Raw genomic sequence first — 22,596 nt, forward strand, 5'->3', positions numbered from 1 at the left:
ATTCTAACAAAAGGGACAGGATTTGATCAGAGGTTCCCTAGAACTCGTACTCGAAGGACACTCTGAACTTGTCGTCGGACAGACGCACGTCGTAGTCCATGGCCTTACCGATCTTGCCCTGGGCTTTGTTGCTGTAGCGCATCAGGAAGTTATTGCTGTTGCGCTTGTTCTGCTCCCGGTAGGTTTCCCAGCCCATCCGCAGAATGGCATTGACGGCCTTGCCACCGGTGGTAGGCGAGAACTTGTCCGGGTTGGTGTGGGTTTGAAGCCACTGATAATTCAGGCGACGGTGCACCGTGCCCATCGAGTTATTGCGTAGATTTTCGGCCGACTGATAAAGCGCCTCGTTGTCCATGCCAAACGCGCTGTCGATGAAGAACGCGTTGTTGGCGCGGAGATTGAGCGCGCTGCTGGTGTCAGGAATAAAGATTTCGTCTGCGAGACAGCAGGTTGAGGCGGGCACCAAGATCAGCGAGGCAAGCACCCTTGCGCCTAGTCTGATCCTTTTACGAGTACTGCAGAGTTCCATGGAATCAACCCCGGGTGTTTGTTTCCTATGTGGCCTTAACAGCCACTGAATTTATTATGGTTCAACCCGAACAATCTGATGTATCTCATGCGTCGTATCCCCTTGCAAACCCGAATCGTGAATGCTGCTGGTGAGTGGGTCACGTTGGCTCGAATACCGTACCAGCTCTGGCTTTCAAGAGTCTCGCCCAGTCCCCGTGAGTAGTGGGGATGGGGCCGCCAATAGTTTTTAATTACTTCAAAAGCGGCGTTTTCGGCGTCTATAGAAAAACATGATCTAGTTAACGTTCGTTTTTGACGCTAGCTGGTCGTTTTTTGTGCCATATTGACAGGGGGTCCGAGGGTCTTTGCCGGGGGCGCCCACAGCGCTTTGGAGCCAGTTTGCATATTGACAGCGCTGTCTTTTTCGTTATTGTGGGGCAGGTAACGATTGGTGCCATAACAAATAGACAAGGACTCCCATGCTCCGCGCCATTTATCCCCCTATGAAAGCCGCTCTGCGCACTCCTGTTTTTGCCCTGGCCATTGGGTTGGCCGCCGTCCTGGGCGGTTGTGCCGAGCAAAGTCCGCCGGAGCCCGAGCGCAGCACGGCGCAGCAAATCGCCGAGGACTTCCAGGTACATCAGGAAGTACTGGTTAACTACCAGGCCGGCGGCGCGGAATTGGCGTCCCGTTGTAAAGTCGAGGGGGGCAGTGGCGCCATTTGCTCCACGTATCGCATCTCATTAACCAACGCCGGCGCCAGCCCGTTGGTCTCTGGCGCAGCCGACTGGAGTCTCTACTTTCACAGCGTGCGCCGCACTCTGGCGCTCCTGAATCGCGACGACCTGCGTCTGGAGCATGTCAAAGGGGATCTGCATCGGTTGATTCCTGAGGAGAATTTCGCCGGACTCGGTGCTGGAGAAACACTCGAGCTGGATTTGTTGGCAGAGTACTGGTTCCAGTTCGAGTCTGATTTTATGCCGCGCTTGTTCACTGTCGATGGCGACGGTGTGGCACACGTGATTCGCGCAACAGATTCCGACAGTATCGCGGGAATGGTGCTGCCGATTCAGAAAAATCATCCCGACAACTGGAAACGGGCGGCCGCGGACGCCAACACCCTGGCGACAGCCGAAAGCCGCTTCGATACGTTTTCTGCCCGTGGCGTGCAGGGCGATGACCGCTGGCGCACGCGTCTCGTGCCGAAACCCCTAAACATACGGGCGACCGGTGAGACCATTGATATTCGTAAAGGGTTGACCATCGATCATGGTGCCCTGAGCGACGGTGCCGCAGATGCGATACAGCAGCGGTTGCAAATGCTGGGTCTCGCCGGAGCGGGGGCGCAAGCTTTCCCGGTACAGATTGTGGTGGATGCGGGTCTTCCCGGGCTGGGGGATGAGGAGTCCTATCGCCTGAAAGTGGAGGAGCAGGGTGCCGTCATTGAAGCCGTCGGACAGGCTGGCGCTTTCTATGGGCTCCAGTCCCTGATTGGTCTGGTCGATGTGCGCGCAGCAACACTGGTGGTTGCCGAGGTAGAAGATGCTCCGCGCTTTCCCCATCGGGGCCTGTTTCTCGATGTGGGCCGCAACTTCCACACCAAGCCACTGGTACTGAAGCTGCTTGACCAGATGGCGGCGTACAAGCTGAATCGCTTCCACTTCCACCTGTCCGATGATGAAGGCTGGCGACTCGAAGTGCCGGGTCTGCCCGAGCTCACGGATATTGGTGCGCGGCGCTGCTTTGATCTTGAAGAGAATCGCTGCCTGTTGCCTCAGCTGGGGTCTGGGCCCGGCTCGGACAATAATGGCAGCGGTCACTTCAGTGTTGAGGACTATGTGGAAATTGTCCGATACGCCGGTGATCGCCATATCGAAGTGATTCCGGAATTTGATATGCCCGCCCATGCACGCGCCGCAGTGGTGGCAATGGAGGCGCGTTATCGTCGACTGGCGGCGAGCGCCCCAGAAGAGGCATCCCGTTACCGGCTGATCGACCCGGAAGACACCAGCCGCTTCCTGTCCGTGCAGTTTTATGACGATAGCTATATCAACCCCTGCATCGATTCTACCTATCGGTTTGTGGGCAAAGTGATGTCCGAAGTGCAGGACATGCATGCGCGGGCCGGTTATCCCCTGCAGAGCTGGCACTTTGGTGGTGATGAAGCGGTCAATATTCTGGCGGGAGATAGCTTCGAGGATGCGCCCGGTCAGAACCCTGCGAAAGGGGATGCTGACGCCGGTGCCCGTCAACAGCCGTGGTCCGGTTCACCACAGTGCCAGAAACTGATCGCCAGCGGTGCCGTTGCCGATATTTCCGAGTTGGGAAGTTACTACGCGCGCCAGGTCAGTGCGCTGGTGGATGGTGCAGGTATTCCCACGCTGGGCGCGTGGAACGATGGGGTCAAGGCCGTTAAGGATGCCGGCGCTGAGCTGGCCACCGAGAACAATTACGTCAATTCCTGGGCACCTCTGGTTTGGGGTGGCGGTGACGAAAGTTCGCATTTCGCCGCGACTGGATTTGAGGTAGTGCAGTCCCACTCCGATTTCCTGTATTTCGATATGCCCTACGAGGTCGACCCGAAGGAACCGGGCTATTACTGGGCGTCGCGTCACACTGACACGCGCAAGACGTTCAGCTATGCGCCGCTGGTGACGGCACAGTTAGCAGAGGTTTCGACCGATCGAGACGGCAATGCCTGGTCCGCAAAGGCCGCTACGGCGGAGTTTGCCGATAGCGTGCGCGGGATTCAGGGTAACCTGTGGAGTGAGGTCGTCAGAACCGACGCTCAGGTGGAGTACATGATATTCCCGCGGCTGCTCGCTTTGGCCGAGCGTGCCTGGCATCGCGCGTCCTGGGAACTCGACGCGACGCCAGATCAGGAGTTCTCCGCGCAAAGCCATTTGGTGGATGTGGCAGCGCTGGATGCCGACTGGCAAGAATTCTCCGCTGCACTGGGCTATCGGGAGCTGCTCAAACTGGACCTCGCGGGTGTGGGCTACCGCATCCCCGTGCCGGGCGCTGCAGCGGATGGCGACACCCTGAAAATTGCACAGGCATTCCCGGGGCTCGCGGCGGAGTATTTCAATGGCGAGTCCTGGCAACCGGTGACGACGGGTATGCCTGCCGACAAGGTGGACGCTGTCCGCGCCCGGAGTGCCGACGGTCGCCGAGCGGGTCGTGCCGTGCCACTAGCGCCCTGAGCGGGCGCGCCTCTCCAGGGCCTCCACCCGGAGGCCTTCATGATCCCGGGCGCCTCTGGCGCCGCATTGTTAGCGATCCCTTCGCATGTCGAGCGAGTGTGAGATACCGAGCGGCTACAATTAGGCGGCACAGGGCCCACTCGCCACGCTGGTAGCGGCGGCGGCAGCAACGCACAGCTTCTCTTGCGGAATCCGAAATAGCTCGGAAAACCTCGTCGGTCGTACTTGAGGACTGGTGGCGTCTCCCTGTACGGTGCAAAGCACCAAGGGACAGAGAGAGAACCAACATGCCGCGTCAAATGGTATTCGACTACGTTGTTGTGGGAGCGGGCTCCGCTGGTTGCGTGATGGCCAATCGATTGAGTGCCAGCGAACAAAACCGGGTTTGCCTGCTGGAGGCCGGCCCCAAGGATCGCAGTCCTCTCATTCACATGCCCGCGGGTATCAGCTATCTGGTGCCCGGTGACCGGTATAATCTGCATCACGAAACGGAACCCCAGTCAGAGCTCAATGATCGCCGAATGTTCTGGCCCCGCGGACGTACGCTGGGTGGCAGCAGTTCCATTAATGCGATGATCTATGTGCGCGGCAATAGCGCCGATTACGATGCCTGGGAAGCCGCCGGAAATCCCGGCTGGTCATGGCGAGATCTCAAGCCGTATTTCTTGAAAGCCGAAGGGAATCAGCGCGGTAGTGATTCGCATCACAGTGGCTTTGGCCCGCTCGCCGTCTCGGATCTCCGCTGGAAGTCAGAGATTGGTAAAGCTTTCCTGAGTGCAGCCGTCAAGAACGGACACTTCCCAAACCCTGATTTCAATAGCGATAAACAGACCGGCGTCGGCTTCTATCAGGTCACGCAGCGCAATGGTCGCCGTTGTTCCAGTGCGGTTGCTTATTTGCATCCGGTCATGTCGCGTCCGAATCTCGATGTCATGACTGGGGCCCAGGTGGCGCGGCTTTTGTTCCGTGGGGATCGGGTGACCGGGGTCGAGCTGTTAAATGGCCAGCAGATTCTTGCCAACCGGGAAGTCGTGCTGAGTGCTGGAGCCCTGCAGTCTCCGCAGATATTGATGCTGTCAGGGATCGGCGATGCAGCGATGTTGCAGAAGCACGGTATTACCGTTCAGGCGCATTTACCCGGCGTTGGGCAAAACTTGCAGGATCATCTGGATATTACCCAGGTGGTGGAAGCGAGCAAGCCTGTGACTTTCAATACCTCGCCGTGGTCCGTCTTGAAAACCGGGTTCCGATTGCCGGAGTGGTTTTTTGGTGGCAGGGGGCCCCTCACCAGCAATGTTGCCGAAGTAGGCGGCTTCGCACACTCTTCACTTTCCGGTGGTGAGCCCGATATACAGTTTCACTTTACCGCGGCAGCTCTTTTTGATCACGGGCGCAAGAAATTGCCCGGATATGGTTACTCTTTGCACGCTTGCGCTCTGCGTCCACTCAGCCGCGGATACCTGACACTCGCCAGCGCCAACCCCGCCGACTTGCCACGCCTGCAGCCGAACTATCTCTCTGCCAGTGAAGATTTACAGGTGATGATCGAAGCCTTTGAAATGGCCAGGGATATTCTGGACCGACCGGAAATGCGTCGCTATCAGAAGCGTTGGTGGTTGCCGGGAGAAGGTCTGACCGAACGTGAAGACATTATCCGATTTATCCGTGAGCATGCAGAAAGTATTTATCATCCGGTTGGCACCTGTAAAATGGGCCGCGATGAAATGGCGGTGGTCGATGAACAGCTGAAAGTGCGCGGCGTTGATGGCCTTCGGGTTGTGGATGCCTCGATTATGCCCACGCTGGTTAGCGGCAACACCAATGCGCCAGCGATTGCGATTGCCGAGAAAGGGGCCGATATGATGTTGAACGAACCAGCGCCAGTGAGCAGTAAATTAAGGCGGGAGACTGCATGAACTGGACATGTCCTATCTGCAGCCTGGCGTTGCAGTCGGGCACCGTGTGGCGTTGCGATAACGCCCACAGCTTCGATCGCGCGAAGGAAGGGTACGTCAACCTGTTGCCGGTGAATCGCAAGCGCAGCCGGGAACCGGGTGATTCCGCCGATATGCTGCAGTCGCGACGCAGGTTCCTCGAGGCCGGGCACTACCGCCCCCTGGTTGATGCCATTGTGGCGATGCTGCCCTACGAAGCGGGGCTGCAGCTGCTGGATATTGGCAGCGGTGAGGGATATTACCTGCGCGCTCTGCAAGCGGCGGGCTGGCCACAGGATGCGCTCGGTGGGATCGACATTTCCAAGGCGGGCGCTCGCCTCGCCGCGAAGCGGCAGTCGGGGGCACAATTTGTTGTGGCGGGTAGTTATGATATCCCGCTTCAGGATCACAGCATTGCAAGGTTGCTCAGGATTTTTGCGCCTGCTGCAGAGAGTGAATTACTCCGCGTTCTCAAGCCGGGCGGTGTGCTGCTCGATGTGGCGCCAGGTCCCGAGCACCTGTGGTCACTGAAAACAGCACTGTACAACGAGGCGCGTCCCCACGAGCCTCCCAAGGCGATTGCCGGGTTTAACGTCGATGCCCAACTGCGATGCTGTTTCACCTTTACCCTGCGGGGCCATGAGGCGATTGCCGATTTTCTCGGTATGACACCGTTTGCCTGGAAAGGTGATGCGGCCGTGCGGGAAGCGTTGGCGCAGCGCGATACTCTCGAACTGGAAGCCGATTTTGTTGTGCGCCGATTGAGTAGCAAACATTGACGGGAAATCATGGCGACACCTAGGGATTTTGCCTTTATGCAGCAGGCGCTGCACCTGGCGCAGATCGCGGCGGAACGTGGGGAGGTTCCCGTGGGCGCGGTGCTGGTGCGCGATGGTGAGGTGATCGGCGAGGGCAGCAATCGGCCCATTGGCAATTGTGACCCCAGCGCCCATGCGGAGATTGTCGCACTGCGTCGGGCGGCGGAGTTGCAAAATAATTATCGGCTACCCAACAGCACCCTGTACGTCACCATCGAACCCTGCACCATGTGCTTTGGCGCAATGATGCACGCGCGGGTATCCCGACTGGTTTATGGGGCGAGTGAACCCCGGGCCGGTGTGGTGGAGAGCCAGCTGCAATTGCCCCAGGCGAACTTTTTCAACCACCGGATTACGGTGGAGGGCGGGGTGCTCGCGGAGCAGGCTTCAGCGCTCATGAAGGAGTTTTTTCATGGCCGACGCTGATCTGTGGCTTTTGGTGTTGTTGAATTCCCTGCTGGTAGCCAGCGTGGTGGTGATTCACCACGAATGCCTGAACGCGATGTTCGTGCTGGGCCATAAGCGACATGTCAGCCGCAATATGGCCGTGCTGATTGGCGTATTCGGAGGGCTGATTGCCCACGTGATCGAAATCTGGCTGTTTGCAGTGGCTTACTACTACATGTACCAGGCAGACTATTTTGGCACGCTGCAGGGCAATTTTGACGGGACCCTGCATGACGCCGTGTATTTCTCTTTTACCACGTACACGTCACTGGGGCTCGGAGATATCGAACCCCACGGCCAGTTGCGCTTTACGGTGGGGCTCGAGGCCCTGACCGGTCTGGTGATGATTACCTGGACGGCCTCCTTCCTGTTCCTGAAAATGCAAAAGTACTGGCATTCCTACGAGCTCGATCACGACGTCAAGCCCCCCCATCGCTAGCAGCTGTTAACGCGCCGCCCTGTCGCTGAGCACATAGCCGCTGTCGGGATCCACCCGCAGGCGACGCATACGCTGTCCCTGATACGCATAAATGGTCCAGCGCCCGCGCTCAAACTCCATGGAAGTAATCGGGTAGTAGCCCAGTCTCTTCAGTCGCCCGCGGATCGTGGATACCTCGAGCGCAATGATCGAGGGCTCTTCCTCGTACAGATCGGGACTGCTGGGCAGGCCGATATTGGGGGGGATCACCGGGTCCGGCGGAACAGGGAAGGTCAGTGCACCGGCTAACAGGACGCTGATCGTCAGGCTCATCGCTGAATCCTTATCAATGGGAAGACCCATTGATAAGGTGATTTCTGCGTCTCACCCACACTTTTTGCGAATGGCGGGTACTGTCCGCTAGTCGGTGGAATCCGGATTTATCGCATCGGCTGCCGATGGGTTGTCCCCAGCCGCTTCCTGCGCCGGTGTTGCGTTGGTGTCACCGATGATATCGCCGCTGTTCGGATCTACCAGAACGACCTGCACCTCGCCGGTCTTGAAGCCGGTAATCTCCCAGCGTTCGCCTTTCAGTTCCACTTTGACGATGGGGGTGTAGCCCTGTTGTTCAAGACGGGTGAGCACGGTGGACAATGCCATCGCCCCCGGTGGAGGGCGGTCGATCGTGTCAGCCAGGGCCGTGGTGGACAGGAGGCAAATAAGACAGCCGACGGCACAGTGCCGGATCAGGCCGCGGGGATCTAACAACATGAATGACCTCTCCAGAAACGTTGCATGGGTTCTTGCAAGCCCGCTCGGGTAGAAATCGAAGGACGACGGATGTCGTGCTCCACTAAGCATAGGTTGAAATTTGCGCAGTCACCCGAACACACGCTTTGCCGCAAACCGTGCCAATGCGGGGTTGACATTACCTGGAACACAAATGAGAATCCTTCTCACTTTAAGAGTTCTTTCAGGAATCGAACTATGCGCAACAAACGCTTCGCTCAAATAGGCACTCTGCTTGCCGGTATTGGTTTCTCCATTGCCGCCAGCGCCGCCGAACAGGTCAACATCTACTCTTATCGCCAGCCCTTTTTGATCGAGCCGATTCTGGAGAAGTTCACTGAGGAAACCGGCATCGAGGCTAAAGTTGTCTACGCGAGCAAAGGCCTGAACGAGCGTCTTGAGCGGGAAGGGCGCAACAGCCCGGCCGATCTGGTTCTCACTTCCAACACCAGTAATCTGATGGATCTGGTGAACAAGGGACTGGCCCAGCCGGTAGAGAGTACCGTACTGGAAGGCAATATCCCGGCTCAGTTCCGTGATCCTGAAGACCAGTGGTTTGGCCTCACCACCCGTGCGCGCCTGATCTACGCATCCAAAGACCGGGTCAAGCCGGGTGAAATTACTTCCTATGAAGAGCTGGTGGATCCCAAGTGGAAGGGTCGCGTCTGTACCCGCAGTGGCAAGCATCCTTACACCCTGTCTCTGGTGGCATCAATGATTGCCCATCACGGCGAAGCAGAAACCAAAAAGTGGCTCGAGGGTGTCAAAGCCAATCTGGCGCGTAAGCCCCAGGGTAATGACCGCGCCCAGGTGAAAGCCATCAGCGAGGGCGTTTGTGATCTGGCGCTGGGTAATAGCTATTACTTCGGTAAGATGATTACCAACACCGAGCAGCCGGAACAAATCGATTGGGCCAAGTCCGTCAATCTGGTTTTCCCGAACCAGTCCGACCGCGGAACCCATATGTTTATTTCCGGTGTGGCGCTGGCCAAGCACGCGCCGAATCGCGACAATGCCATCAAACTGATGGAGTTTCTCAGCGGTGAAGACGCGCAGTTTGTTTACGCGGAGAAAAACTTTGAGTTCCCGGTTCGCCCGGGTATTGAGCGTTCCGAGCTGATCAAGGAATATATGGGTGACTTCAAGGAAGACGAGCTCAGCCTGACCGAGATCGCTTCGCAGGTGCCGGTGGCTTCCAAGCTGGTGGACGAAGTCGGCTTCGATTTCTAAAGCCACTCCGGCACAATGAATCTGGATTGAGCGCGGCCCCGCACTGGGGCCGCGCTTTTTCTATATGGACGTAACCACTTTAAGCCTATGCCAATACTGAGCAGTTCCAATTCCTCGAGCCGGCGCTGGCTGATAGTGGTCGCTGTGATCGCGTTGCTGGTGGCGCTGCCGGTATTGGCAATTTTCTGGCTGGCGTTTTTCCCGGAAGAAAATATCTGGCCACATTTGCTCGATACCGTATTGGGGCGCTACATCAGTTCCACCCTGATACTGGCGGCGGGTGTGGGATTGCTCTCCTTGCTGGCGGGCATCGGCGGCGCCTGGCTGGTGACTATGTGTCGTTTCCCCGGGCGTCGGCTGTTCGAGTGGGCGCTGTTGTTGCCCTTTGCGGTTCCCGCTTATGTGATCGCTTATGTGTACACGGACCTGCTGGAATACGCGGGGCCGGTGCAGGGCGCGCTGCGAGAGTGGTTTGGCTGGCAGACTGCGCGGGATTACTGGTTCCCGGAAATACGCAGCATGGGCGGTGCCATCGCCATGCTGTCGCTGGTGCTCTATCCGTATGTGTATATGCTGGCACGGGCTGCGTTTCTGGAGCAGTGTGGCAGCATCCGCGCCGCTAGTCGCTCGCTCGGCTGTTCTCCCTGGCAGAGCTTTTTACGGGTATCCCTGCCCATGGCGCGTCCGGCTATCGCTGTGGGGCTTTCACTGGTGCTGATGGAAACCCTCAACGATTTCGGCACGGTGGATTTCTTTGCGGTGCGCACCCTGAGTGTGGGTATCTACGATACCTGGCTCAGTCGCGGCAACCTCGGTGGCGCCGCGCAAATCGCCTGTAGCACACTGGTCTTCGTGGTGTTGTTAATAACACTCGAGCGCATGGCGCGCTCTCGCCAACGGCATTTTGTCCAGTCCCCGGTACAGGAACGGGACTTTTTCACCTTGTGTGGATGGCGTGCCGCGGGTGCCACCTTATTCTGCCTGCTATTGCTGGTGGGTGGATTTGGCGTGCCGCTGTTGGTACTGGGTGGTTACGCGCTCGGGAATTTCTCCAGTTACTGGAACGACGACTTTACTCAGATTGCGGGCAATAGCTTCCTGTTGTCTGCGGTCGCCGCCGGCGCCGCTGCGCTGCTCGGTTTGCTATTGGCGTATGGGCGTCGTCTCAGCCCCAGCGGTCCGGTTCGGGCCTTGGTAGGCGTTGCCAAACTCGGTTATGCAATGCCGGGAGCGGTGATGGCAATTGGGGTAATTATTCCCCTGGCGGCGTTCGACAATACCCTGGATCAATTGCTGCGAGACTATTTTGGTGTATCGACCGGGTTACTGCTCAGCGGCTCGGTATTTGCGATTTTGTTTGCTTATGTCGCGCGGTTTCTGGCGGTTTCTGCCGGCTCCATTGAGTCCAGCCTCGAAAAAGTCACACCTTCGATGGACCACGCCGCCCGTTCTCTCGGTCGCAATAGCTGGCAAACGCTGTGGCAGGTGCACTTGCCTCTGGTGCGGGCCGGTATCCTCAGCGGTGCGCTGGTGGTATTTGTGGATTGCATGAAAGAGCTGCCGGCCACGCTTTTGCTGCGCCCATTTGGCTTCGATACGTTGGCGACCTATGTCTACCAGTTTGCTTCTGACGAAATGCTGGAGCGCTCCGCGCTGGGTGCACTGATGATTGTGCTGGTTGGCTTGTTGCCGGTCATTCTGCTGAGTCGCTCGATGGGTGCCCGGCGCGAGCGGCCGGAGGCAAGTGCCACCATGCAGGGGCTCAATCCCGAGACCTGATTTGCGGGTCCACTTCAGGGGGGAGTATTCAGGCTGGGAAGACCAGCGCGCGCCGCACCCGGGCCGGAACCGACTCGCCGCTGTTGAGTTCGGGCTGCGCCTGCAGGCTGGCTTCTACCGCTTGACCGTCGGCCAGCGTTAACTGATAGAGACACTGTTCGCCAAGAAAGTCGCGCTCGGCAACCGAGACCGGCACGGCGTATTCGTGTTCCCCAATCTCTATATCTCCGCTGCGCACGAATACTTGCACCCGTGCACCGGGCTGGAGAGCGTTTTGCGCTGCCTCTATCAAGCCCATGGGCGTTTGCACCAGCTGGTTGTCGGTGACCACACCGCTGAGCAGGTTGCCGCTGCCGGTCAGACGGGCGACATCCGCATTGGCGGGCGCCTGATACACCTGTTCCGGCGTATCCCACTGCAACAGTTGTCCCTTTCCCATCACGCCGAGTTTGTCCGCGGCGACAAACGCCTCGTTGCGGTCGTGTGTCACCAGCAGGGCGGCAGTGCCTGTTTGCTTGAGGATGCGACGTACTTCGCTGGCGAGTCCGCGACGCAACTCGGTATCGAGGTTGGAAAAGGGCTCGTCCAGCAACAGCAGGCGAGGTTTGGGAGCGAGCGCGCGCGCCAGCGCCACCCGCTGTTGCTGGCCGCCGGAGAGCTGGTGCGGGAAGCGATCCGCAAACTCATCGAGGCGAACCAGTGTGAGCAGCTCGGCTACCCGCTGTTGCTGTTCAGCACGAGACAAGCGATTCAATCCAAAGGCGATATTGTCAGCAACCGACAAGTGGGGAAACAGCGCGTAGTCCTGGAAGACCAGGCCGATATGGCGCTTCTCCGGCGGCAGGTTGTCTTCCGGCGAGGCGATCGCCGTCCCGTCAAAGTCGATGGTGCCGGCCAACACCGGTTGAAAGCCGGCAATGGCATGCAGCAAGGTGGTCTTGCCGCAACCACTGCGCCCCAACAGACACCCGATTTCTCCGGCCGCCAGTGAGAAACTGACATCGCTCAGGACAGGTTTATCGCCGTGATGGCAGGCGACCTGATGGACTCGTAACAGCGGCTGCACAGTAAAAACCTTTGTTTACGCCAATGACAATCGTGTGGGCGGAGTTTACAGGGTCGACAGCACGTCGACCATGGCGCCGGTCAACTGGCTCAGATCTTCCTGACTGATCACATACGGCGGCATGGCGTATACCAGCTTGCCAAACGGGCGCAGCCATACGCCGCGCTCGATCAGCTGTGCCTGTAGCGGGCCGAGGTTAACGGGTTCACGCATCTCGACCACACCGATGGCGCCAAGTGTGCGGACATCGGCAACACCGGGGGCGGATTTGAGGGGCGCCAGTTCTGCGCTGAGTTGCGCTTCGATGGCGGAAACTTTGCCCTGCCAGTCGCTTTGCAGCAGCAGATCGATACTGGCGTTGGCTACGGCGCAGGCAAGCGGATTCCCCATGAATGTGGGCCCATGCATAAACACACCAGCCTCGCCGCGGCAGATGCCGTCCGCCACTTTGTCGGTGCACAGTGTGGCCGCGAGGGTCATGGTGCCACCGGTCAGGGCTTTGCCCAGGGTCAGGATGTCGGGACTAATACCGGCGTGCTCGCAGGCGAACATGCGGCCGCTGCGGCCAAAACCGGTGGCAATTTCATCGGCAATCAACAGCAGGTCGTATTCGTCGCACAGAGCGCGCACCTGCTTCAGGTAATCCGGAGCGTAAAAGCGCATACCGCCGGCACCCTGCACAATAGGCTCCAGAATCACGGCCGCCAGTTCGCCATGATGCTGTTCGATGAGCTGCTGGAGTTCGGCAACATGCTGTGGTTCAAACGGCGCGCCAAAAGCGGGTTGCGGGGCTGGCGCGAACAGGTGCTGGCTCAACTGCGAGGCAAACAGGTGGTGCATGCCGGTGACCGGGTCGCAGGTCGCCATCGTGCCAAACGTGTCGCCGTGATAGCCATTGCGCAGCGCCAGCAGACGGTTTTTCTGCGGACGCCCCTGCGAGTGCCAGTATTGCAGGGCCATCTTGATCGCAACTTCGACTGAAACAGAGCCGGAGTCTGCCAGGAATACCCGCTGAAGCGGCGCAGGTGTTAGTTCCACAAGTTTTTTACACAGTTCGATGGCGGGCTCGTGGGTGAGGCCACCGAACATGACGTGGGCCATCTTGTCCATTTGGGCGCTGGCCGCTTGCTTCAGCTCCGGTACGTTGTAGCCATGCAGAGCGCTCCACCAGGAAGACATGCCATCGATCAGGCCGCGGCCATCTTCCAGGTAAATGCGTACTCCTTCCGCATGGCTCACCGGGTAAACCGGCGGCGGATCAATCAGGGAAGAATAGGGATGCCAGATATGGGCGCGGTCAAAGGCGAGATCCATGGAAAGGGCTCCAGAGCAAAAACGTCGACGCCCCGGCTCCGTTTCTGGAGCAGGGGCGCATAGCGTGAAGACAGCAGTGTAAATCAGGCGAGGGCGCGCAGCACCTTCAATGGTGGTTCACTCACCGCACTGCGACAGGCGAGCGTGCCAGCGGTACCTACCAGCAGGGCGCCGAGTAACGGGCCGGCCAGCCACAGCGTCGGGTGCAGGGTCAGCGGAAGTTCGAATACCCGTTGTGCCAGGATCACCAGCGTTAGTTCCGCACCGACCGCAGCGAGTAATCCCGCGGCGACACCCAGCAGGCCGAACTCGATCATCAGGCTTTGCAGCAGCAAACGCCGGCGGCCGCCGAGTGTGCGGATGACGGCCGCTTCCTGCAGTCGTTCGGCAATACTGGCGCGCACGCCCGCCACCAAGACCAGCACACCCGCGACCAGCATCAGGGCCATCACGGATTCGATCGCCAGGGAAACCTGCGCAATCGTATCGCGGATACGTTCGATGATGACATCGAGCTCGATCACGCTGACACTGGGGAAGTTGCGCACCAGATCATTCACGAGCAGTTTGCGATCCGGAGACAGATAGAAACTGTTGATATACGTCGCGGGAAAATCTTCCAGGGTGCCCGGCGCAAACAGCATGTAGAAATTCGGGCGCATGCTGTTCCAGTCGAGGGTGCGCAGGCTGGTGATGGGTGTTTCTACTTCCAGCCCGCCAATGGAAAACTTCAATTGGTCCCCGATGGCCAGGTTGAGGCGCGCAGCCAGTTCCACTTCAACCGACACACCTTCATCGACCTCATCCCACCACTGTCCGGCAACAATGCGGTTATCCGGGGACAGGTTTTCTGTCCAGCTCAGGTTTAGCTCGCGATTAAGCGCGCCGGCCTGCGCACCGCGCTCTTTCACCGGCACGCCGTTCACTTCGATCAGGCGGCCGCGCACCATGGGGTACAGCTCAGTGGCTTTCAGCTGGTTGTCATCCAGCAGTGCCTGTACACCGTCCCGTTCGTACGGGGCGATATTCATCAGGAAGTGATTGGGCGCGTCTTCGGGCAATTGCATCTGCCACTCATCAATCAGCGCGGTGCGGGCAAACACCATCGCCAGCATCGCCAGCAGGCCGGTGCCGAAGGCGGCAATCAACAGGGTGTTGAACGCGGCCCGGCGCTGTAAGCTGCCGAGGGCAATGCGCCAGGCGCCGCCGAGACTGGCGAGGCGTCCGCGGACCAGCAGCAGATTGACCAGCGCGCTGCCGGCGACCAGTAACGCCATGCCGGCGAACAGCGCGAGGGTGATTGGCAGGCTCGCCGACAGCCACCAGATCAATAGCAGCATGCTGGTCGGGCCGAGAATCAAACCGAGCCACTCGCGTCGGTCGGGGTTGCTCCAGTCGTGACGCAGGGTTTGCATGGGATCGGTACGTGCCAGGCGAAACAGCGGCGGCAGGGCAAAACCCAGTGCACAGGCCAGACCGGTGGCTGCGCCGACCAGCAGGGGTGCCCAGTGCGTCGGGGGCGGATCGACGGGGAAATAGTCTCCCATAAACGCAACCGCCTGGGCCTGGATCAGGGTTCCAACGAGCAGACCGGTTGCGGTGGCCAGCACCGTCAGGCCGGTGAGCTGGCCCAGGTAAATACGCAGCACTTTGCCACGCCCTGCACCCAGGCTTTTCATCACCGCTACGTAGGCAGTGTGTCGCAGGCTATAGCGTCGTGCAGCGAGTCCCACGGCAACACTGGCCAACAGCACCGCGAGGCTCGCCGCCAGGAACAGGAAACGTTCCGCCCGGTCGAGGGCAGACGCGACCTGCGGCTGTCCATCGCGCAGGTCGATCACGCGCTGGTGCTCGGTGAGTCGTGGCTTCAGCCAGTTGAAGTAGTCCTCCAGCACTTTGTCGTCACCGGCAAACAGATAGCGATAGGTGACGCGACTGCCGGGTTGCACCACATTGGTGGCTGCAAGATCATCGCGGTTCATCATCACTCGTGCGCCCATGGCGAACAGGCTGTTGCCGCGGTCAGGTTCATGATCCAGCAGAGCGGTGACCTGTAACTCGGCATCACCGAGTTGCAGGGTGTCCCCCAGTTGCAGTTCCAGCAGAGGCAGCAGGCGCGGCTCCAGCCAAACTTGGCCGGGCGCTGGGCCGCCGTCGACAATGCGGGTCTCGGCAGTTTGTGATTCGCGGATTTCCAGCCTGCCCACCAGCGGGTAGCCGTCACTGACCGCTTTCACGGAGGCAAACTGGAACTGGTCTCCCGCCGACAGCATGGAGGCAAACGTCACGGTACGGGCCTGTTGCAGGCCGCGTTGCTCCGCTTCTTCCATCCAGGAGGAATCCACCGGCTTGCTGCTGCGTACAACACGTTCAGCGGCAAGGAAGGTTTGCGACTGGATATGCATCGCGCGACTGAGGCGATCGCCAAAGTGGGCGATGGCGGTGACACAGCTGACCGCCAGCACCAGTGCGGTAGCGATCAGGGCGAGCTCGCCACCGCGCCAGTCGCGGCTCAGCAGCCTGAGCGGCAGCGTCAGGCCGGTCAGCCAGCTGGATGCTGGTTGGGATTGGGTGGTGGCCATCAGACGGATACCTCCGACAGCTGGCCGTGGTCTCCGTCAGCGGGCTGGTCGCTGGAGAGAATTTCCCCGGCGGCCATGCGCAGGTGGTTGCCACAGCGCTCCGCGAGGCGCTGCTCGTGGGTCACCAGTACCAGTGTGGTGTCGGACTCGGCGTTGAGTTTGAACAGCAGCTCGATCACTTTTTCGCCATTGCCGGCATCGAGGCTGCCGGTGGGCTCGTCTGCAAACAGGATACCGCCGGCACTGTTACTGGCGCTGTCGCTGATACTGCAAAAGGCGCGGGCGATGGCAACGCGCTGTTGTTCGCCACCGGACAGCTGGCGCGGGTAGTGCTGCAGGCGGTGGCCGAGGCCCACGCGCTCGAGAAAGTCCTGCGCGCGCCCGGACGCGTTGCGTTCGCCGCGCAATTCGCTGGGCAGCATGACGTTTTCGAGGGCGGTCAGGCCGGGCAGCAACTGGAAGGTCTGAAAGACGAAGCCGACGCAGCGGGAGCGCATTTCTGCACGCTGCTCCTCGTCCATCCGGGTGATTTCCTCCCCGGCCAGCCAGATTTTGCCCTCGCTGGGGGTGTCGAGGCCGGCCAGCAAACCGAGCAGGGTGGACTTGCCTGAACCCGATGCGCCGGTAATGGCGAGACTCTCACCGCGAGCCAGATTGAGGGAAATATTATTTAATAGCGTCAGGGGCCCCTCACTGGTGGGGACCCGGTGAATCAGTTTTTCGGCCGTAAGCATGGCGGACATAGGATCTTCTCGACGTAATCTGGTCTTATTGGGTATACGGTCAAAGCAGTGGAGAGTATGACATGACGAGCAATTTTTTCCGGCGGCTATTTTCGCAGTTCAGCGTGTGCCTGCTGCTGGTCGTCCCATATGCCGACGCGGCGGAGCGGGAGATCCTGCTGGTGCTCGGGGATAGCATCAGTGCGGCCTACGGGATTGAAGAGTCAGAGGGCTGGGTAGAACTGTTGCGCCAGCGTCTGGATGAGCAGGAAATACCGGTACGGGTGGTCAACGCCAGTATCAGCGGTGAGACCTCCTCTGGCGGTGTGGCGCGTCTGCCGCGACTGCTCAAGGAGCACAGCCCCAGTTGGGTTGTGGTGGAGCTGGGTGGCAACGATGGCCTGCGCGGCTACCCGCCGCCTGCGCTGCAGAACAACCTGCTGCGAATGGTGCGGATGGCGCGGGAGCAGGGTGCCAAGGTCCTGTTGCTGGGGATGCAGATGCCGCCTAATTACGGGCGGGCGTATACCGAGGCATTTGCGGCGGTCTACCCCAAAGTGGCGAAGGCAGAGGACGTACCGCTGGTCCCCTTCTTCCTCGAGCCTGTCGCGCTGGAAGAGGGCGCCATGCAGACCGATGGCATTCATCCCACCGCCAAGGCCCAACCGGCACTGCTGGATCACGTCTGGCCCTGCCTGCAGCGCCTGATTGGAGGGCAGGAAGTGTCCGGCAAGTCAGACAATTTGTGCATGTCGTGATCGAAATGCGTACAATCGCGCCCAGAATCCGGGCGCGTGACCAGGCGCGCCAGTGGTGGCAGGCCAACCGGGTCGAATGATCGGCCAGACCTGACGCCAACAAGCGAATGACAGCACCGCCACCGAGCGCGGGGTGCGACCTGAGAGAGTTACCCATGTCCGAGTTGGAAAACCGCCGCGAGCGTCTCGAATTCAACAAGCTGCAGAAGCGCCTGCGCCGCAATGTGGGCCGCGCCATTGTCGACTTCAACATGATCGAGGAAGGCGACAAAATTATGGTCTGCCTGTCCGGTGGCAAGGATTCCTACGCCATGCTGGATATCCTGCTCAATCTTCAGAAGACGGCGCCGGTCAAGTTTGAGCTGGTCGCGGTCAATATGGACCAGAAGCAGCCCGGATTTCCCGAACACATCCTGCCCGAATACCTGCAGTCACTTGGGGTCACTCACCACATCATTGAGAAAGACACCTATTCGGTGGTCAAGGAAGTGGTGCCGGAGGGGAAGACCACCTGCGGTCTGTGCTCGCGATTGCGTCGCGGGACTCTGTACGGATTCGCCGAGGAAATTGGCGCGACCAAGGTTGCGCTGGGGCACCACCGTGACGATATCGTCGAAACCCTGTTTCTGAACATGTTTTACGGGGGCCGACTGAAGGCAATGCCGCCCAAGCTGCGCTCCGATGACGGTCGAAACATTGTGATTCGCCCACTCGCCTATTGCCGGGAAGAAGACCTGGAGCAATTTGCAGTGCACAAGTCTTTCCCGATCATTCCCTGCAATCTGTGCGGAAGTCAGGAAAACCTGCAGCGTCAGGCGATCAAGCAGATGTTGCGGGAGTGGGACAAGAAATTCCCCGGGCGTACCGAGAATATTTTTGCGGCGCTCACCCGGGTATCTCCCTCACAGTTGGCGGACCGCGATTTGTTCGATTTCGTCAATCTGGAACTGGACCGATCAGAGCCTGCACCTAGCGTGCCGAGTGAGCATTCAGTCGCTCGGCAGGTGAATTCCTGGGTGCCGGATGCGGCTGAGCCGGTGCAGTATATTGACGTTCAGAACCTGTAGTTTCTGAAGCGGCAACCAGCTGGCGATAGCTGCCGATAAAGTCCCGCGCACTGGCGGCAGGTCCGTGGTGGAAGTGGCGATGCCACAGTTTCGCCATGCGTTTGACGTCCCCCGCCTCTACCTGATCGGCGCCCGCCGCACGATAGATCAGCCAGGCGATTGCCGTTGCGTAGCGCAAGTTGGTGGTCAGCTCGCAGTGGGGGTGTTCGAGGAAATCCCGCTGGCTGGCGAGTCCGCGTACCTTCGACGCCAGAGGCGGATGATTGATCAGGTAGTGGTCCCAGATCTCCCGGTGGGTATGCGGCAGAATCTGGTAAATACCCAGACCGTGTCGTCGGCCAAATTTCAGGTGAAATCCGAGTTGTGATTCCTGCGCTGCGGTGCCCAGCAACAGATCTTCCATGCCCGCAGACCAGGCGCGCAGGTGTTTGAGGGTGGGACGAATCACCAGCAGGCGGAGTTCGTCCAGACAAATGCCCATAGTGGTGTCGGTATTGTGAGAATATATTCCAATATCTAGTTGGCCGATTGAGTTGCTGCCAGCGAATTAGTAGATTTACGCGCAATAAACAGAAAAACTGAGCGCATTCCCCAGTCCGCAGGCCAGATTTGCAATGATTCTCCCGCGTGCGGCGCTTGCCTCGGTGTCACATTTTCCCGATTGAGGATTGTCCATGTCATCCGAGTGGCTTGTAGCCCTGACCTTTATCGCCTACCTCGCGCTGATGTTCGCCATCGGTTATATCGCGTACCAGCGTACCCGCGACGCCAGTGACTACTTCCTGGGTGGTCGCTCTCTGCCGCCCGCAGTCGCGGCCCTCAGTGCCGGGGCTTCTGATATGAGTGGCTGGTTGCTGCTGGGCCTGCCCGGTGCCGCCTATGCCAGCGGCTTGTCATCGGCCTGGATTGCACTGGGTTTGTTTGCCGGTATTGTGCTCAGTTGGTCCACCATGGCGCGCCGGCTGCGTATTTACAGTTACGAGCTGGACGATGCCCTGACTGTACCCGCCTACCTGCATCGTCGTTTCAATCTGCGCAGGCCTGCACTGCGCACCGTTTGCGCATTTTTCATCCTGCTGTTTTTCCTGTTTTACGTGGCGTCCGGACTTATTGCCGGCGGCAAGCTGTTTGAGACGGTATTTGGCTGGGACTATCGCCTGGCGGTTCTGATCGGGGCCATCGCGGTGATTTCCTACACGTTGTTCGGGGGCTTTCTGGCAGTTTCCTGGACGGATGTGTTTCAGGGACTGCTGATGAGCCTTGCACTGGTTGTGGTGCCGCTGGTGGTGATGTTCGATCACGGCGGCTTTGCCGGCAGCTGGGCTGAGCTGGAGCAGAAAGTACCGGAGCTGCTGCACTTCTGGAAAGACAGCAGCGGTCAGGCCCTGGCTGCAGTCGCCATCCTGAGCTCCCTGGCGTGGGGGCTCGGCTACTTTGGCCAGCCGCATATTCTCGCCCGCTTTATGGCCGTGCGCAGTCCCGATGATGTACCCGCTGCGGCGACCGTCGCCGCGATCTGGTCTTTGATCGGGTTCCTGGGGGCGCTGAGCGTCGGCCTGTTCGGTCATCTGGCGTTGGACCAGGCCCTGCCCGATGGAGAGCGAATCTTTATCGCGCTGGTCGAGATCCTGTTTCATCCGCTCGTGGCCGGCGTTCTGCTAGCGGCGATTCTGTCGGCAATTATGAGCACGGCAGACTCCCAGCTTCTGGTGAGCTCGGCGGCACTGGCGGAAGATATCTATCATGTTTGGTTTGGTCGTGAGACCAGCCCCGAGGCGATGGTCAAGGTGGGTCGCTGGGCGGTGGTGGTGCTGTCACTCGTTGCGGTCGCGGTCGCGATGGAGCCCAATTCAAAAGTGCTCGATGTGGTGGCCTATGCCTGGGCCGGGCTGGGTGCGGCCTTTGGTCCTGCGGTACTGCTGAGCCTGTTCTGGTCGCGAATGACCGGCGCCGGGGCCATTGCCGGGGTGATTACCGGTGGTCTGACCGTCGTTGTCTGGCGGCAGCTGTCGGGCGGTCTCTTTGATCTCTACGAATTGTTGCCGGGGTTTGTTCTCTCCACAGCTGCTATCGTGATAGTTAGCACAGTGACAAATTGCCCGGCAGCCGTGGCTTCTCGCCATCGACAGCTCTTCGGGTAAGTGCCCGCCGCCGGCGTGCCGGCGCGCACGGCAGGGGCCTTCACGTGAAGGCTCCTCCGGAGAAATGGATTTCCTTCCGCACCAAGTAGTCAACAAGCGGTTGGAGAAACTGAGTGATCGAGATTCACGTCGGTGATATTACCGGGTTGCAGGTAGACGTTATCGTCAATGCCGCAAACCAGCGGTTGGCCGGAGGCGGTGGCGTTGATGGCGCGATCCATCGAGCAGCTGGCCCGGCTCTGCAGCAAGCATGTCGCCAAATTGGCAGTTGTCCGGTCGGCGACGTCCGCGCAACCGCTGCCTTCAAGATTCCCGTTAAACGTATTTACCACACCGTAGGGCCAGTCTGGCGTGGTGGCAGTCTGGGAGAGCCTGAGCTGTTGGCCAGCTGTTACCGCCAGTGCCTGGGACTCGCCCGGCGCGAGGCGGCGCGCTCCATTGCGTTTCCGGCGATCAGTTGCGGTGTCTATGACTATCCCGCCGAGCAGGCCGTAGAGATCGCGGTGGAAGAAGTGCACAGCCATCTCGATCGCGAGTGTGCCCCGCACAAAGTCATCTTCTGTTGCTTTGATGAGGTCATCGCAGGTCTGTATCGCCAGCAATTGGATGCCCTGATCCGGCGTTGACCATTCAGTCTGATTTTTTCGCGAAATTCCATGTGTTGCGATAGCGTAGAGCTGCCGCGGTATCGGGGCCTTTTGGCCCCTTTTCGCGTTTGTTCGCACCATTGATTCCTGCTGACAGGTCGCCGAAGATAGACGCTGATAAGACAAATAAAGAGAGGACCTGTCCCATGCGTTCAGCGGATCAGTGGTTTGATGAATATGGCGAGAGCCATCAGAACAAACTGAACAAGGCCATTCACTGGGTGGCTGTCCCGGTTATTTACGCAACCGTGATCGGATTGCTGTGGGATATTCCCCAGCCAGAGTTTATGGCGCAAATTCCCTGGTTGAACTGGGCTGTGGTTGCTCTGGTACCGACCCTGCTGTTTTACCTGGTGATGTCATTCCCGCTGGCGCTGGGCATGGCGGCGCTGAGTGCCGTGTGCTTCTGGGCCTGGTCAGTGGCCGAACGTATCGGTATCCCGGTTTGGCAGACCGCACTGGGCATCTTTGTTGTGATGTGGGTATTCCAGTTCATCGGTCACCACGTGGAAGGCAAGAAGCCCTCCTTCTTCAAGGACATCCAGTTTCTGCTGATCGGCCCGGCGTGGCTGCTCGGCTTCGTGTATCGCGCTGTCGGTATCCGCTATTAATCCCGGTTTGGGCCGCCCCGGCGGCCCTTTCCCCAGTACATTTCCCCGCGCTGCCTGTTAGCGGTTGTAGTGCACCGGCACTTCGAGCGTCTCCTTTACCTCTTCCATCACCACATAGCTGGTGCAGTCCTGGACTTCCGGCAGGGTGAGCAGGGTCTCGCCATAGAATTTTCGGTAGGCCCCCATATCAGCCACACGCGCCTTGATCAGGTAGTCAAAGTTGCCTGAAACCAGATAGCACTCCTGGACCTCAGGGAGGGCCGCCACGGCATTGCGGAACTCTTCAAAGGCGTCCTGGGCGGAGCGGTTCAGCCGAATTTGCACGAACACGACCAGTGCCGCGTCGAGGTATTCCGGATTGATCAGTGCGGTGTATCCCTGGATGACGCCATCGTTCTCCAGGCGTTTAACCCGTTCTACACAGGGCGTCGCAGTCAGGCCCACCTGTCTGGCCAGTTCCGCATAGCTGGTGCGTCCATTCTTTTGCAGGACCCGCAGGATGTTTCGGTCGATGGTACTGAGTTCGTCGGCGCGTTTGCGCATGGCTTTTCCCCTGGTGG

Annotated in this window: 21 protein-coding genes; 12 read left to right on the plus strand and 9 right to left on the minus strand. The window is 59.3% G+C overall.

The genetic code is table 11. From position 1 onward, the window contains the following. Window positions 1-37: 37 nt before the first annotated feature. Window positions 38-463, minus strand: coding sequence for a hypothetical protein (locus tag ACXAD0_RS08205; RefSeq protein ID WP_475087885.1), 426 nt, complete (start codon window positions 461-463; stop codon window positions 38-40). A 526-nt stretch (window positions 464-989) separates the two neighbouring features. Between ACXAD0_RS08205 and ACXAD0_RS08210 the strand changes: the two genes are divergently transcribed. From ACXAD0_RS08210 to ACXAD0_RS08230, 5 genes are all read left to right on the plus strand, one after another. After that, window positions 990-3,713 (plus strand): family 20 glycosylhydrolase, encoded by a 2,724-nt coding sequence (locus ACXAD0_RS08210; RefSeq protein ID WP_475087886.1) that lies wholly within the window; start codon window positions 990-992, stop codon window positions 3,711-3,713. 287 nt (window positions 3,714-4,000) lie between these two features. Continuing rightward, on the plus strand, window positions 4,001-5,629 hold the full coding sequence (locus ACXAD0_RS08215; RefSeq protein WP_475087887.1) for a GMC family oxidoreductase: 1,629 nt from the start codon (window positions 4,001-4,003) through the stop codon (window positions 5,627-5,629). Further along, window positions 5,626-6,426, plus strand: coding sequence for a putative RNA methyltransferase (locus tag ACXAD0_RS08220; RefSeq protein WP_475087888.1), 801 nt, complete (start codon window positions 5,626-5,628; stop codon window positions 6,424-6,426). Before ACXAD0_RS08215 ends, ACXAD0_RS08220 begins: the two co-directional genes overlap by 4 nt. A gap of 9 nt (window positions 6,427-6,435) precedes the next feature. Continuing rightward, window positions 6,436-6,891, plus strand: coding sequence for a tRNA adenosine(34) deaminase TadA (gene tadA, locus ACXAD0_RS08225; protein ID WP_475087889.1), 456 nt, complete (start codon window positions 6,436-6,438; stop codon window positions 6,889-6,891). Next, window positions 6,878-7,351: a potassium channel family protein gene (locus ACXAD0_RS08230; RefSeq protein WP_475087890.1), complete on the plus strand. Its 474-nt coding sequence runs from the start codon at window positions 6,878-6,880 to the stop codon at window positions 7,349-7,351. Before tadA ends, ACXAD0_RS08230 begins: the two co-directional genes overlap by 14 nt. Window positions 7,352-7,357: 6 nt before the next feature. Here ACXAD0_RS08230 and ACXAD0_RS08235 read toward each other — a convergent pair whose 3' ends face one another. Together ACXAD0_RS08235 and ACXAD0_RS08240 are read right to left on the minus strand one after the other, a co-directional pair. After that, entirely contained in the window at window positions 7,358-7,663 is a 306-nt protein-coding gene (locus ACXAD0_RS08235; RefSeq protein WP_475087891.1) for a hypothetical protein, read from the minus strand. A gap of 87 nt (window positions 7,664-7,750) precedes the next feature. Further along, complete coding sequence (locus ACXAD0_RS08240; RefSeq protein WP_475087892.1) at window positions 7,751-8,101, minus strand: PepSY domain-containing protein; 351 nt, start codon at window positions 8,099-8,101, stop codon at window positions 7,751-7,753. Window positions 8,102-8,317: 216 nt separating this feature from the next. Here ACXAD0_RS08240 and ACXAD0_RS08245 point away from each other — a divergent pair, with 216 nt between their 5' ends. Beyond that, window positions 8,318-9,349 carry a Fe(3+) ABC transporter substrate-binding protein gene (locus tag ACXAD0_RS08245; protein ID WP_475087893.1) on the plus strand — a complete coding sequence of 344 codons (1,032 nt, stop codon included), beginning with the start codon at window positions 8,318-8,320 and terminating at the stop codon, window positions 9,347-9,349. A 144-nt stretch (window positions 9,350-9,493) separates the two neighbouring features. After that, complete coding sequence (locus tag ACXAD0_RS08250; RefSeq protein ID WP_475087894.1) at window positions 9,494-11,128, plus strand: ABC transporter permease; 1,635 nt, start codon at window positions 9,494-9,496, stop codon at window positions 11,126-11,128. A gap of 28 nt (window positions 11,129-11,156) precedes the next feature. On the opposite strand, the gene ACXAD0_RS08255 is transcribed toward ACXAD0_RS08250, so the two are convergent. The 4 genes from ACXAD0_RS08255 to ACXAD0_RS08270 all read right to left on the minus strand — a co-directional run bounded on the left by ACXAD0_RS08255 (window position 11,157) and on the right by ACXAD0_RS08270 (window position 16,833). Beyond that, on the minus strand, window positions 11,157-12,194 hold the full coding sequence (locus ACXAD0_RS08255) for an ABC transporter ATP-binding protein (RefSeq protein ID WP_475087895.1): 1,038 nt from the start codon (window positions 12,192-12,194) through the stop codon (window positions 11,157-11,159). 45 nt (window positions 12,195-12,239) lie between these two features. Then, window positions 12,240-13,508, minus strand: coding sequence for an adenosylmethionine--8-amino-7-oxononanoate transaminase (gene bioA / locus ACXAD0_RS08260; RefSeq protein WP_475087896.1), 1,269 nt, complete (start codon window positions 13,506-13,508; stop codon window positions 12,240-12,242). An 83-nt stretch (window positions 13,509-13,591) separates the two neighbouring features. Further along, window positions 13,592-16,090 (minus strand): ABC transporter permease, encoded by a 2,499-nt coding sequence (locus ACXAD0_RS08265; protein ID WP_475087897.1) that lies wholly within the window; start codon window positions 16,088-16,090, stop codon window positions 13,592-13,594. Next, the gene (locus ACXAD0_RS08270) at window positions 16,090-16,833 is read right to left on the minus strand and encodes an ABC transporter ATP-binding protein (RefSeq protein ID WP_475087898.1); all 744 of its coding nucleotides are present in this window, start codon (window positions 16,831-16,833) and stop codon (window positions 16,090-16,092) included. The genes ACXAD0_RS08265 and ACXAD0_RS08270 overlap by 1 nt, the downstream gene beginning before the upstream one ends. A gap of 62 nt (window positions 16,834-16,895) precedes the next feature. Here ACXAD0_RS08270 and ACXAD0_RS08275 point away from each other — a divergent pair, with 62 nt between their 5' ends. Beyond that, window positions 16,896-17,570: an arylesterase gene (locus tag ACXAD0_RS08275; RefSeq protein WP_475087899.1), complete on the plus strand. Its 675-nt coding sequence runs from the start codon at window positions 16,896-16,898 to the stop codon at window positions 17,568-17,570. A gap of 155 nt (window positions 17,571-17,725) precedes the next feature. Then, window positions 17,726-18,637 carry a tRNA 2-thiocytidine(32) synthetase TtcA gene (gene ttcA, locus ACXAD0_RS08280; RefSeq protein WP_475087900.1) on the plus strand — a complete coding sequence of 304 codons (912 nt, stop codon included), beginning with the start codon at window positions 17,726-17,728 and terminating at the stop codon, window positions 18,635-18,637. Here ttcA and ACXAD0_RS08285 read toward each other — a convergent pair. Continuing rightward, on the minus strand, window positions 18,540-19,118 hold the full coding sequence (locus ACXAD0_RS08285; RefSeq protein ID WP_475087901.1) for a hypothetical protein: 579 nt from the start codon (window positions 19,116-19,118) through the stop codon (window positions 18,540-18,542). The genes ttcA and ACXAD0_RS08285 overlap by 98 nt on opposite strands. Window positions 19,119-19,311: 193 nt before the next feature. Between ACXAD0_RS08285 and putP the strand changes: the two genes are divergently transcribed. The 3 genes from putP (at window position 19,312) to ACXAD0_RS08300 (ending at window position 22,036) form a co-directional block, all read left to right on the plus strand. Then, the gene (gene putP, locus ACXAD0_RS08290; protein WP_475087902.1) at window positions 19,312-20,778 is read left to right on the plus strand and encodes a sodium/proline symporter PutP; all 1,467 of its coding nucleotides are present in this window, start codon (window positions 19,312-19,314) and stop codon (window positions 20,776-20,778) included. Between the two features lie 113 nt (window positions 20,779-20,891). Further along, the gene (locus ACXAD0_RS08295) at window positions 20,892-21,404 is read left to right on the plus strand and encodes a macro domain-containing protein (RefSeq protein ID WP_475087904.1); all 513 of its coding nucleotides are present in this window, start codon (window positions 20,892-20,894) and stop codon (window positions 21,402-21,404) included. A gap of 167 nt (window positions 21,405-21,571) precedes the next feature. After that, the gene (locus ACXAD0_RS08300) at window positions 21,572-22,036 is read left to right on the plus strand and encodes an Mpo1 family 2-hydroxy fatty acid dioxygenase (protein WP_475087905.1); all 465 of its coding nucleotides are present in this window, start codon (window positions 21,572-21,574) and stop codon (window positions 22,034-22,036) included. 57 nt (window positions 22,037-22,093) lie between these two features. Here ACXAD0_RS08300 and ACXAD0_RS08305 read toward each other — a convergent pair whose 3' ends face one another. Further along, complete coding sequence (locus ACXAD0_RS08305; protein WP_475087906.1) at window positions 22,094-22,579, minus strand: Lrp/AsnC ligand binding domain-containing protein; 486 nt, start codon at window positions 22,577-22,579, stop codon at window positions 22,094-22,096. Between the last annotated feature and the right edge of the window lie 17 nt (window positions 22,580-22,596).

The sequence above is a fragment of the Microbulbifer sp. ABF4_148 genome (assembly GCF_056158985.1).